This window comes from Bacterioplanoides sp. SCSIO 12839 (assembly GCF_024397975.1).
Taxonomy (GTDB): Bacteria; Pseudomonadota; Gammaproteobacteria; order Pseudomonadales; family Oceanobacteraceae; genus Bacterioplanoides.
In genome coordinates this window covers 3,787,701-3,800,453 of record NZ_CP073745.1, presented here as the reverse complement: position 1 = coordinate 3,800,453, position 12,753 = coordinate 3,787,701, and the positions used below count along the sequence as shown (strand labels likewise).

General features: G+C 50.2%; 12 protein-coding genes. 2 read left to right on the top strand and 10 right to left on the bottom strand.

Annotated elements, in window-relative coordinates; genetic code table 11:
• Positions 1-14: 14 nt before the first annotated feature.
• The 10 genes from KFF03_RS17180 to KFF03_RS17135 all read right to left on the bottom strand — a co-directional run bounded on the left by KFF03_RS17180 (position 15) and on the right by KFF03_RS17135 (position 9,737).
• A complete protein-coding gene (locus KFF03_RS17180; RefSeq protein WP_255858147.1) occupies positions 15-797 on the bottom strand; it encodes a uroporphyrinogen-III synthase in 783 nt (260 codons plus the stop codon).
• A 3-nt stretch (positions 798-800) separates the two neighbouring features.
• Entirely contained in the window at positions 801-1,757 is a 957-nt protein-coding gene (gene hemC, locus KFF03_RS17175) for a hydroxymethylbilane synthase (RefSeq protein WP_255858146.1), read from the bottom strand.
• A gap of 85 nt (positions 1,758-1,842) precedes the next feature.
• Positions 1,843-2,541: a hypothetical protein gene (locus KFF03_RS17170; RefSeq protein WP_255858145.1), complete on the bottom strand. Its 699-nt coding sequence runs from the start codon at positions 2,539-2,541 to the stop codon at positions 1,843-1,845.
• A 75-nt stretch (positions 2,542-2,616) separates the two neighbouring features.
• Entirely contained in the window at positions 2,617-4,431 is a 1,815-nt protein-coding gene (gene glmS, locus KFF03_RS17165) for a glutamine--fructose-6-phosphate transaminase (isomerizing) (protein ID WP_255858144.1), read from the bottom strand.
• A 14-nt stretch (positions 4,432-4,445) separates the two neighbouring features.
• Complete coding sequence (locus KFF03_RS17160) at positions 4,446-5,231, bottom strand: DeoR/GlpR family DNA-binding transcription regulator (protein WP_255858143.1); 786 nt, start codon at positions 5,229-5,231, stop codon at positions 4,446-4,448.
• 207 nt (positions 5,232-5,438) lie between these two features.
• Positions 5,439-7,079, bottom strand: a complete 1,641-nt coding sequence (locus KFF03_RS17155; RefSeq protein WP_255858142.1) for a GGDEF domain-containing protein — start codon at positions 7,077-7,079, stop codon at positions 5,439-5,441.
• A gap of 80 nt (positions 7,080-7,159) precedes the next feature.
• Positions 7,160-7,924, bottom strand: a complete 765-nt coding sequence (locus KFF03_RS17150; RefSeq protein ID WP_255858141.1) for an endonuclease/exonuclease/phosphatase family protein — start codon at positions 7,922-7,924, stop codon at positions 7,160-7,162.
• 54 nt (positions 7,925-7,978) lie between these two features.
• Positions 7,979-8,623, bottom strand: coding sequence for a thiol:disulfide interchange protein DsbA/DsbL (locus KFF03_RS17145; protein WP_255858140.1), 645 nt, complete (start codon positions 8,621-8,623; stop codon positions 7,979-7,981).
• Positions 8,624-8,804: 181 nt separating this feature from the next.
• Entirely contained in the window at positions 8,805-9,407 is a 603-nt protein-coding gene (locus KFF03_RS17140) for a cytochrome c (protein ID WP_255860959.1), read from the bottom strand.
• Between the two features lie 33 nt (positions 9,408-9,440).
• Positions 9,441-9,737, bottom strand: coding sequence for a cytochrome c5 family protein (locus KFF03_RS17135; protein ID WP_255858139.1), 297 nt, complete (start codon positions 9,735-9,737; stop codon positions 9,441-9,443).
• A gap of 134 nt (positions 9,738-9,871) precedes the next feature.
• On the opposite strand from KFF03_RS17135, the gene yihA reads away from it, so the two are divergent.
• Both yihA and KFF03_RS17125 read left to right on the top strand, forming a co-directional pair.
• Positions 9,872-10,534, top strand: a complete 663-nt coding sequence (gene yihA / locus KFF03_RS17130; protein WP_255858138.1) for a ribosome biogenesis GTP-binding protein YihA/YsxC — start codon at positions 9,872-9,874, stop codon at positions 10,532-10,534.
• A gap of 388 nt (positions 10,535-10,922) precedes the next feature.
• Positions 10,923-12,740, top strand: coding sequence for an acyl-CoA dehydrogenase (locus KFF03_RS17125; protein WP_255858137.1), 1,818 nt, complete (start codon positions 10,923-10,925; stop codon positions 12,738-12,740).
• Positions 12,741-12,753 lie beyond the last annotated feature (13 nt).

Here is a 12,753-nt window from a genome sequence, read left to right as displayed (position 1 = left end):
TGACGTTAACGTTTTTATTGTTGCAGGCCAACCCAGTCTCGCAGCTGAGTCAGTACATCCTGATCACGGGCGCTGGCAGCAACCAGGACCTGTTGATAACCTTTTTTTCTGGCCTTTTCTGCTACCCGTTCACTGGGCACCAGAATGGCGCTCACCTGATCAGCAAGATTGTCCACCTGCTGTTCAATAATATCCAGACCCTGGCCACTGCTTAATAGCAATAATGACGGTGGTTGCAGCACCGCTTGCCATTGTTTTGTGCTGTATTCGATCTGACGACGTTCATACAATTCGGCGTAGTCGACCTGAGCACCACGTTGGCGCAGCACATTAGCCAGTGTTTCGCGGCCACCTTCGCCCCGCCATATCAGGATTTTTTCGTCCTGTACCTGTTGCAGTGATGCCAGCTCCAGCACCCCTTCGCTATCAAAACGTTGCTCTGGCATGTAAACCGGATGAAGCTCGCCGCTCAGTTCATCGGCCGTGGTTGGACCAACGGCGTACCAGCGAATCTCTTCCGGGGGCTGTGGCCAATACTTATCTAACCACTGCAAGCCGGTTTGAGCGGCATTTTTGCTGATCGCAATCACCGCCTGATAGTGATCAATATTGAGCATTCGCTGACGCAATAACACCGCATTGTTATCGTCCTCAATGGTGACAATCTCAATCAGCGGCTGGTGGAATAACTCCGCATCGGGAAAGTCAGCCGCGATGGCAGCCATTAATGACTGCTGCTGACCTTCTGGTCGGGTGACGATAATGCGCAAAGCGTCCGGCTTATGGGAGTCAGCCAAGGTTTATTTCACCTCGTGGCCGTAGACTTCCTCTAAAATCTTGCCTGCGCCTTGTTGCAGCAGGTCTTCGGCGGCACGGATGCCCATGGCTTCGGCATCACTCATGCTGGCGTTTTGTTCGGTGCGTAACAAGGTGGAGCCATCCACACTGCCCACCAGACCACGCAGGTGTAACTGATCACCTTCCAGTTCTGCATAAGCCGCAATCGGCACCTGACAGCCACCTTGCAGGCGACGATTCAAAGCACGCTCGGCCAGAACACAAGCCGCGGTTGCTTCATGGGCTAAGGGTTTGATCAGTGCATGAACGGCTTCATCATTGGTGCGCCATTCAATACCCAAGGCACCCTGGCCACCGGCTGGCAGAGATTGCTCAGATGGAATAAAGCTGGCAATACGGTCATCCATTTCCATACGTAGCAGGCCTGCTGCCGCAAGAATGATGGCATCGAATTCACCGGCATCGAGCTTACCCAGCCGAGTCTGAACGTTGCCGCGCAGGCTTTTGATTTTCAGGTCTGGGCGTTGTTGCTGAATCTGGCACTGACGACGCAGGCTGGAGGTTCCCACAACCGCACCTTGCGGCAGTTCATCGATTGATTTGTAGGTGTTGGAAACAAACGCATCCAGTGGATTCTCGCGCTCACAAATCACACCCAGTTCCAGGCCTTCCGGGAACTCCATCGGTACATCTTTCATGGAATGCACGGCAATATCCGCATCACCGGCCAGCATTGCCACTTCCAGCTCTTTCACGAACAGGCCTTTGCCACCAATTTTCGCCAGTGGCGTATCCAGAATTTTGTCGCCCTTGGTGGTGAAGGTCACCAGTTCAATGGTCAGGCCTGCGTGCAGGGCTTCAAGACGAGCTTTGATATGCTCCGCCTGCCACATAGCCAGCGGGCTTTTACGGGTCGCAATACGTAAGGTTTTACCGGGTGAGGTGGTCGAGGCAGACATACACATTCTTCGCTAATAAAAAATTATTCGCATGATACCAGCGTCAAGCCGGTATCAGAAATGATGTGGGTCGGCTTATGCGTTTTCAGAGTTCGCCTTGCAGAAAAGGTGTTGTGTCCAGTTCGTTAGCATAGGTGGCTCCTGCTTCTTTGCGATCCGGGTCGTCGAGAAACAACGCTGGCTGCAAGGTTGATTGCAGAGTCTCTTTTCTGACCAAACGGAATTGTTGGCGTTCGGACTCCGGAAATAGCGGGAAACATTGCTCGTAGTTGGAAACATTAACACGCTGTCCAATGGCCCAGTCTTTACGATCACAAATGCCGCCGCCAGTATCCGAGCCATTGCGGGCATCAACCAAGGATTGGCTGAGAGGCGTTGACCAGGCTTGTGTAAAAATCATTTCGACCTGAACCACGCTGTTGCCGTTGTTCAGCACCTGTGTGCCTTTGATTTCAAACTGACCTTCGTATTCGGCTAACTCAATCGGTTGAGCACAGTTGCGGCTCTGGTACGCCCGAATAGCCAGGCTGACTTTGTTGCCGTCATAAAAACGAAGTTGCTGGCGGCGAGCCAGATTATCGGTATTGGATGAGCAAGTCTGTTGACTAAACGTTGGCTCACTGACGGAAGTGTTATAACTGACCAGGCTGATATCGTTATTGGCACCAAAACCGGCTGGTGGCATTGGTAAACTGAAATCACTGCCGCCGCCTGAATCACCGCCGCAGGCAGTTAATAAGAATGTCGAAGCTAATGCGAGAACGATTTTATTATTCTGAATCATGATGATATCCGTACAAACTCTGTTTGAGATTGTACGGATAAACATGCGTTTTGTTGAGGCAATAAAGTGTCAGGGTTATTCAACTGTGACTGATTTGGCCAGATTGCGTGGCTGATCAACGTCGGTACCTTTGATTACCGCCACGTGGTAGCTCAACAACTGCAACGGTAAGGTGTAGAGAATCGGAGCAATGATGTCATCGCAGTGTGGCACGGCCATCACCTGCATATTGCTCTCAGGGCGAATATCCGCGGCTTCATCGGCGAACACAAACAGTTCACCGCCACGAGCGCGCACTTCTTCGATATTCGACTTCAGTTTTTCCACTAAGTCGTTATGAGGTGCAACCACAACAATGGGCATTTCTGCGTCGATCAATGCCAGTGGGCCGTGTTTGAGTTCGCCAGCGGCGTAAGCTTCCGCATGAATATAAGAAATTTCTTTCAGTTTCAGCGCCCCTTCCATGGCAATTGGGTATTGGTCGCCGCGGCCAAGGAATAAGGCGTGGTGTTTCTCAGCAAATTGTTCAGCCAGCTTTTCAATGTCGCTGTTCATTTGCAGCGATTTATCAATCAGGCCCGGTAAATGCGTTAAGGCGTCGGCAATGCGTTTTTCACCGGCAGCATCGAGTGCTCGACCTCGGCCAAGCGCAACGGTTAACAACAATAATCCAACCAGCTGAGTAGTGAAGGCTTTGGTCGAAGCGACGCCAATTTCCGCGCCAGCACGAGTCATCAGTGCCATATCGGATTCACGTACCAGCGACGACCCTGGCACATTACAAATGGTCAGGGACTTAGCGAAGCCCAGTTCTTTGGCTAAGCGTAAAGCGGCTAAGGTATCGGCGGTTTCACCACTTTGAGAAATGGTGACCAACAGAGAGTTTGGACGTACCACCGATTTGCGGTAGCGGAACTCAGAGGCAATTTCGATATTACAAGCCACGCCAGCCAGTTCTTCGATCCAGTAACGAGCAGTCATACCTGCATGGTAAGAGGTGCCACAAGCGATGATCTGTACCTGTTCTATATCACTCAGATCACCCAGTGCATCCAGATTTAACTGGTCACCTACTAAGCGGCCTTCCAGAGTGTTGGCAATGGCCTGCGGCTGTTCGTAAATTTCCTTCATCATGTAATGACGGAATTCACCTTTATCGCCAGCATCGTGCTCAACGGTACTTTCTTTGGCTTCACGTTCTACCGGCTGGTTGTTGAGGTCGTAAACATCAACGGTTTCACGGGTGATCTCCGCCACGTCACCTTCTTCTAAAAAGGCGAACTTGCGTGTCACAGGTAACAGCGCCAGTTGGTCAGAAGCGACAAAATGTTCGCCAATACCAAAACCAATCACCAAGGGTGAACCGGAGCGAGCGACGACCATCCGATTCGGGTCCTGGCGATTTACCACCACCATGCCATAGGCACCTTCCAACTGAGTTCGGGTGGCCATAACAGCTTCGCGAAGTGAGCGGGCGGTTTTTAATTCGCGCTCCACCAGATGGGCGATCACTTCTGTGTCGGTTTGAGAGGAGAACACATAACCCTGAGCTTTAAGCTCATCACGCAGGGTCTCGTGGTTTTCAATAATGCCGTTATGAACCACGGCAATATCGCCGGATACGTGTGGGTGGGCATTGGCTTCTGACGGTTCACCGTGGGTAGCCCAGCGAGTATGCGCAATACCGGTTCCGCCTGGTAATGGCTGCTCGGCTACTGCGTTAGCAAGTTCTTGTACCTTGCCCAAACGGCGCAAGCGACCCAATTGTTGATCGCTGTTAATAACGGCCACGCCCGCAGAGTCGTAACCACGGTATTCCAGACGCTTCAGGCCTTCTAATAAAATCTGTACTACGTCTCGCTGCGCAACTGCGCCCACAATGCCACACATTGCCCTGTTCCTTTCTAATTTTGTTCTGGCGTGACACAAATCACCTGCACGCCTTGCTGTTCTAAAAGTTGTTGATGCTCGTCAGACAGACGTTCATCAGTAATCAGTTTATCCACCTGCTGCCAGGGCAATTCCAGATTAGGAATTCGGCGGTTTACCTTGTCGGCTTCGGCCAACACAATCACTTCCCTGGCGGATGCAGCCATCACACGGCTGAGGCCTAATAATTCATTAAAAGTGGTGGTGCCGCGCTCCAAGTCGATGCCGTCACAGCCAATAAATAGCTGATCAAAGTCGTAAGACTGCAATACTTGCTCGGCAATTTGCCCCTGAAACGATTCGGAGTGGGCATCCCAGGTACCGCCTGTCATCAATAAGGTGGGTTCGTTTTCCAGCCCACGAATAGCATTGGCGACAATTAACGAGTTAGTCATCACAACTAACCCCTGCTTGCGATTCAGCTCCGGGATCAATGCCGCGGTTGTGCTACCAAAATCAATGATGATGCGGTTATGGTCACGGACACAGGTCGCTGCAGCAGCGGCAATTGCTTGTTTGCGTTGTGACAATTCTGGCTGTTGCGATGGTTTATCTTCGGGTAACAGCTCCTGAGGCAGTGGTATGGCCCCCCCATAACGGCGCAATAACATGCCGCTTTTTTCCAGCGTTGCCAGATCCTTACGAATCGTAACTTCAGACGTTTCAAAATCACGCGCTAACGATTCAACCTGAACTTCACCTTGCTCGGACAGGCGTTGAAGAATGCTTTGTCGGCGCTGAACGGTATTTCGTTTGGGCATGGGATCAGGTGAGTTTAAAAGTTTCGGTTCGGAAGTTTGTGGGCGAAACTTTAACAAACCGAAAGTATTCTGCAAATACTTTAATCACTCTGAATGGATTTACTTTTGCCGCCGCCCCGAAGGGCCATCCATGGCCCTGCCGGGCTACCGCAGCATCCTGCTGCTGCTCTCAAAGTAATTCCATTCAGAGCGTAGTGTCAGAGGGGACTATCCAATAATACAGCGATTACGGCCTTCAGCTTTGGCCTGATACAGCGCTTTATCGGCGCGTTCAAATACGGTTTCGCCATCCTCCAGCGGATGAAATTCACTGACCCCAAACGACATGGTGATGGGGACACGCTCTTTGCGGAAGTTAAACGGGCTGTTCTCTACTTTTGAACGCAGTTTCTCCATGGCGGCCAAAGCTTCTTCAGCATTGGTTTCTGGCATCAGCATGACAAACTCTTCACCGCCATAACGGCCAATAAAGTCGACGTCGCGAATTGATTTGCGCATGGCTTTGGCAAGCAGTTGCAAAACTTTATCGCCTGCCAGGTGGCCGTAATTGTCATTGATGCGTTTGAAGTGATCGACGTCAGCAACAACTAACGTGAGCGATCCACCATACCGGGATTTACGGGTCAGCTCTTCCTCAAGGCGTTGCTGATAGGCATCACGATTGGGCAACCCAGTTAAGCCATCGTGTGTTGCACGACGCTTGTGCTCCTCAATAATTTGTCGTGCCTGACTGGCTTCCTGTTCCATTTCATTCAGACGTGCCTGGAGCATTTCCAGCTTCTCGGCCAGGCGCTGCTCTCGTTTGGTTTCGTCTTCCTGATATTTTTCCATCGCTCGGACAATTAATGTCAGATGCTCACGAACGCTGGAGCCCAAGTCGCCCAGATCTTCCGAGCCGGTGACTACGGAGCGAATATCGGCGATTTGTTCACGCACCAGTGAATCAAGATCCTGACGGGCTTTTTCGCGTTCGGCCTGCCCGTTGGTAGCATCCGTAACCAGTACCTGAATGGCTTGCAGGCGCTGATCCAGGTTGTGTAAAAAGCGCTCAAACTCCTGTTGGCCACTGCCAAGGCAATCGATCAGGAATTCGGCTGTATCTTCCAACAGCGGGACTAGTTCATACCAATTAAGCCCTTTGCCCAAACGGGTTTGTAAGCTGGTAGCACTGCCCGCGAGGCGGTCGGGAATCACCAGTTGAGACAACAGATTGATCAGGGTGTCAGAGACTTCCTGAGCGATATGAGAAAACCCGGGCTCCTGTTCATCGCTTTGTTCGTCATCCTGTAAAGTGACTTCGTTGTCGTCCTGAAATTCTTCATTGTTGGGTTTAAACCAGCGGTGCCACCATTTGGATTTAGGCTCGTCGTAGCCTTCCAGCGTCGCCACTTCGCCAACAATCTGAATCCAGTTTTGCAGTTGTGTGGTATAGCCGGACCAGCTTTCCAGCTCTGAACTGGCTTGTTTACGGACTTGCTTAATGCGTTTTAACAGGGGGCGAGGCAGTGGGCAGAGCAGTAACTTACTGGCCACATCGTTCAATTGCCCAAGCAAAACCTCAGCCTGGGCGGAGTTTTGTGATTCGAATCGCTGAACGGCGCGTTCCAGTTCATCCATGGTTTTATTCATGCCACTGGCGCCGGGTTTTAGTGCTTCCCGCAGTGCTTTCAGTGGGGTATCTACGGTGGATGACTGACCTTCCGCCAACAAGGAAACCATCACCAGGCCGCGACGGTAGTTGTCCAGATCTTCCTCACTGGAGCGTTTCAGTTTTTCGTGATCTTCGATCAGGCCTAAATATTTCTCGCGCCAGCGTCGTGCCGAGTCAGAACCGGCTCCCTTAGCCATGTATGTTCACCATCAGGTTAATATCATTTGCCTCAAAGTATAGAAGAGCCGGGCTATTTTTCCTGTTGATGAGTGAAGTATTAAAGCTTGTTAGGCAGGAATATTTCTGCAGCTACCGGAAGGTGATCTGAGTGTGGGTGATCAATAACAGCAAGGCGGTTAACACTGAGATTGTCACTGATGAGAATATGATCGAGGCCCCGTTGAGGCCGCCAACTGGGAAAGGTGTGCATATTACTGTCGACGGGATGCAGGTTCAGGCGCTTGAGTGGGCTTTGTTTCAGCAGTACCTCGGCTTCCTGATTAAGGTCACCCATGATTACCAGGTGTTTGGCATCGGCGACTGCTTCGACCAGGTAGTCCAGTTGGCTGAACTGAGTGTTTTTGCCTAACGCCAGGTGGGTGACGGCAACCACCAGAGACTCACGACCAAACTGATATTTAACCACCATCAGTCCACGGCCGGGCAATAGTCCGGGTAAGTTATGGCGTTCGATTTGTTGCGCGGGCAGTCGTGATAAAACGCCGTTGCTGTGTTGCGCCAGTTTACCCAGGTTGCGGTTGACCTGCTGATACCAGTGTGGAAACGCGGCTTTTTCGGCCAGATGCTGGACTTGATTCAGGTGTTGACTACGCCAGCTCCCCCCATCGGCTTCCTGTAGGGCCACAACGTCGAATGGGTTCACCAGCTCGGCAATATGATTGAGAGAGAATTGCCGCTGCTTGCTGGGTAACAGGTGCTGCCAGCTTTTCAGCAGATAATGGTGGTAGGCGCCGGTTCGGATACCGACTTGCATATTAAACGAGAGAAGGCGCAGGCTGTTGGCGGCCTTTGGGGCCGCCACAAAATCCTGCAAAGAGGAATAAAGGCTCATGCCTGGAGTGATTACTGGTGCTGTTTATTTTGCTTTCAGTGCCTGACGTTCTTTTTCAATCAGGTAATCAACAACATTCAGCATTTCATTCTGACCACCGGCTGTGCTGGCAGTCACAACGTATTTGCCCTGAACAATCAGTGCTGGTACGCCAGTGATTTTGAAGGCACGGATACGTTGATCACCTTGCTTCATACGGCTTTTAACGGTGAAAGATTCATACGCTTTGTCGAAATCTTTTTCAGAAACACCGGCTTTCTCCACCAGAAAATCACGTTGGTCATCACGATCCAACAAACGTTGTTTTTCGATGTGCAACGCACGGAAGATGGATTCATGTACCTGAGGTAAAACACCCAGAACATCCGCAACATAATACAGTTGGGCATGAACAACCCAGGCACGACCGAACATCGCAGGAACACCGGTAAAGCTGACATCAGCAGCCAACTGCTTTTTCCAGGGTTTCAGGACACTTTCCAAGTGGAAGCAGTGTGGGCAACCATACCAGAAGGCTTCTTCTACATGGATTTTGCCATCGGCCAAGACCGGAACCGGCGTATCCAGCACCGTGTATTGTTTGCCTGCTTCATAAGGTGCAGCCTGAGACAAAGAAGCGGTGACTAACAGAACTGTCGCCAGCATCCATTTCTTAACCTGAGAATACATATATTGCTCCCGTTATTCCGGTCATTGTTATAAGTAAAAGAGTCCGCATTCTGGCACAAAAGAGGGAGTTGCGCCCACTAGCGGCTGTGAAAAGCTTGGTAAAGCCAGAGGTAAATCAAGCGTGCCTGATCAACAGGCACAAAAAAAGCGGCCGAAGCCGCTTTTTTCAGGTGACTGAGAATTAACGCAGACCCTGAATGTAAGATGCAACTGCTTCGATCTCAGTAGCATGCATACGGTTGGCAATGTTGCGCATGATGCGAGTGTCACCGTCGTTCTGACGCTGATCCATGCTGAACTTGTTCAGCTGAGCCTTGGTGTAGTCAGCGTGCTGACCAGCCAGGCGTGGGAAGCCAGCACTTTCGATGCCTGCACCAGCAGGACCGTGACATGCCAGACAAGCCGGGATGCCTTTTTCTTCAACGCCGGCACGGTAAATACGCTGACCCAGTTCAACCAGGTTTTCATCAGCACCGCCAGCGGTTGGAGCCTGAGAAGCATAATATGCAGACAAGTCGGCAATATCTTCATCGCTCAGACCGGTAACAAACGCAGTCATTTCCGGAACCTGACGAGCACCGTCGCGAATGTCTTTGATCTGTTTGATCAGGTAGCGTTCGCCCTGACCGGCCAGTTTCGGGAAGGTTGGAGCAAGGCTGTTACCGTCAGCACCGTGGCAGGCACCGCAAGTGGCAGCTTTGGCTTTACCAGCATCTGCGTCACCAGCGTGAGCAACAGACATCAATCCGGCAGAAACGATTAGGCTAATCAACAGGTTTTTCATCATCAGGTCCAGGTTATAAGTAAATTCGTTGTCTTACTTCGGCGCAGCCATATGGTTAATCAGTTGCTTATACTGATCAGCAGTACAATCCATGCACAGGCCACGTGGAGGCATAGCACCTTTACCATTGGTAACACTGGCTACCATGGCGTCCATACCGGTTGCCAGGCGTGGTTCCCATGCAGCCGCATCAAAGGCTTTAGGGGCACCGGCAACACCCGCAGCGTGACATGCTGCACAAGCTTGCTTGTACTTAGCGTCTACGTCGAAAGCGTTTACGTTTGCACTCATCGCTACAACTGCAGCGGCCATCACAGCTAATTTTTTCATCTTGTGAGTCTCTCTCTATTGCTCATTTTTAGAAGCTTAGCCTCGAACTCATCGCCCTGTGATAGAATGAGAGCGTCATCCAAAGGCGATGTATTATATAACATTAAATTCAGGGCGGTCATTACGTTTACCTTATGTTAGATCAAGAATCATTGACCTACACCAATACACACTTCGTTAAAAGTGCGGCAAAACTGAATCAATGCCCCATGGATGTGTTGCGGGAAGTCGCATTTGCCGGGCGTTCTAACGCTGGTAAGTCCAGTGCATTGAACACGTTGACCGGCAACAAAAAGCTGGCGCGAACCAGTAAAACACCAGGCCGAACTCAGCTGATTAACTACTTCCAGATCGCAGAAACACCGTTATGCCTGGTGGATTTGCCCGGATATGGCTTCGCCAAGGTGCCGGTTGCCAAGAAAAACGAGTGGCAAAAAGAGCTGGGCAACTACCTCGATAAGCGCGACGTGCTGGTCGGTTTGGTACTGCTGATGGATATCCGTCACCCGCTGAAAGAGTTTGATAACTCCATGCTGGACTGGGCACGGGAAAAGCAGATGCCTGTGCATATCCTGCTCACCAAGGCAGACAAACTGAAGCGTGGTCCGGCGCAGAATACCTTGCTACAGGTAAAAAAAGCGGTAAAAGACCTCGGTGATCTGGTCACGGTGCAAACGTTTTCTTCTCATAATGGTGATGGCCTGAAGATTCTGAAGAATCGTTTAAACAGCTGGTTATTGCCACCCGAAACAGATGCAGAAGAAGAGTTAGCCGTGGGTGTACCCGATCCGGAATAAACCGTTCACTGTTTATTGTCTGATCAGAAAGAGCCAATCATTCGATTGGCTCTTTTTTTATGTCTATCGCTATTGTTGCTGGGTACTTGATTGTAAAAAACAATCAACTTTTTTATCTGCGGAACCCAAAACCCAGATCAGCGTCTATAGTGAAAGTATTCCCGCTGGGAACAGAATGGTGAGAGGCCATTACTTCTCCATAGGTAGTTCTTTTTCTTCGGTACTTCCCCAATGATCCGAAGTTGACCCGGTAGTTTGCCCCCAATGACTACCGGGTCTTTTTTATCTCGAATGTCTCTTTTGGCCCCTAGTAAGTCATTAATGCCAATATTTGTTCACCGCTTTGCGTCCGATACTAAATAAAAAATAGTCATGTCGGAGTAATCAAATGTCTAAGCTGGTAAACCCAAAAGATCTCGAGTTTCTGTTGTATCAGGTGTTTAACGCCGAACAACTAACGGAACTGGAGCGCTTTCAAGATCACGATCGCACCACCTTTGACGGCATCCTGAAGACTTCCGAACAAATCGCGGAAAACTATTTTCTGCCACATAACGCCAAAGCCGATGAACACGAACCTCAGTTTGATGGCGAAAAAGTCACGACCATCCCGGAAGTAAAAGAGGCCTGGAAGCACTTTGCTGAATCCGGGCTTATGTCGGCGCGCCACCGCTTTGCCGATGGTGGTATGCAGTTGCCATCGCTGATTAGTGCCGCTTGTAACGCTTATTTTATGGCGGCGAACCCGTCGACCGCAGGTTATCCGTTTTTAACCAGCGCTGCCGCAAATGTGATTCATGCTTTTGGCAGTGAACAGCAAAAAGCAACGTTTTTACCACCGATGTTTGAAGGTCGCTTCTCCGGGACTATGGCGTTAACCGAGCCGGATGTCGGCTCATCGCTGGGTGATCTGACTACCAAAGCGATTCCTCAGGATGATGGCAGTTATCGTATTAAAGGTCAGAAGATGTATATCTCTGGTGGCGATCAGGACATCACGGAAAATATCGTGCATTTAGTGCTGGCACGAATTGAAGGAGCTCCAACCGGGGTAAAAGGTATTTCGCTGTTTATTGTGCCGAAGTTTTTAACCAATCCGGACGGCTCTCTGGCAGAACGTAACGACGTCAAGCTGGCTGGACTGTTACATAAGATGGGTTATCGCGGCACTACGTCGACTGTGCTGAACTTTGGCGAAGGAGATAGGGGTGAAGGCGATAACTGCCACGGCTATTTAATTGGCGAAGCCAATAAAGGCCTGTCGTATATGTTTAAGATGATGAACGAAGCGCGCATTGGTGTCGGCTTAGGTGGCGCCATGATTGGCTATCGTGGTTATCTTGAATCGCTGGATTACGCCCGTAATCGTCCACAGGGTCGTAGCGCAACGAATCGTGATCCAAACAGCAAGCCAATTAATATTGTTGAACATACCGATGTAAAACGTATGTTGCTGGCGCAAAAAAGTTATGTCGAAGGTGCTTTGGCGCTGTGTTTATTTGCTTCTCGTCTGGTAGACGAAATGGAAGGTGAAGCCGATGAAAACAAAGCACAAGACAGCGCCATTCTGCTCGATTTATTAACGCCAATCGTTAAATCGTTCCCATCGTATTACGGCCCGCGTGCTAACGACCTGGCCATTCAGGTATTGGCGGGTGCTGGTTATACCCGTGAATATCCGGTGGAGCAGTGCTACCGTGATAACCGCTTAAACCCAATTCATGAAGGTACCCATGGTATTCAGTCTCTGGATTTATTAGGTCGGAAATTGTGGCAACACAATGGCAAAGGCCAGCAGTTGTTAATGGCTCGGGTGCAGACAACACTGAAGTCAGCTCAACAAAAACAAGCGTTAAAACCGTTGGCAGACCTGTATCAGAAACATCTGAATACACTGATGCAAACCGTGATGACGTTAGGTCAGTCGTTACAAAAAGGTGAGGTGGAATTATCCCTGGCGAATTCGGCTGTTTTCCTCGATCTGATGAGCAAAATGGTGATTGGCTGGTTGTGGTTAGAAATGGCCGATAAAGCCATTGAGGCATTTGGTGATTCAGAAACGGACGAAGACAAGCAATTCCTCGCCGGTAAATTACAGGCGGCGCAATATTTTATTCGTTGGGAATTAGCGGAGATTGATCATCAGGCGAAGTTGTTAACTTCTTTTGATACTACCTGTCTGGATATGCAGGCAGATTGGTTCTGATTATTGATTAGTA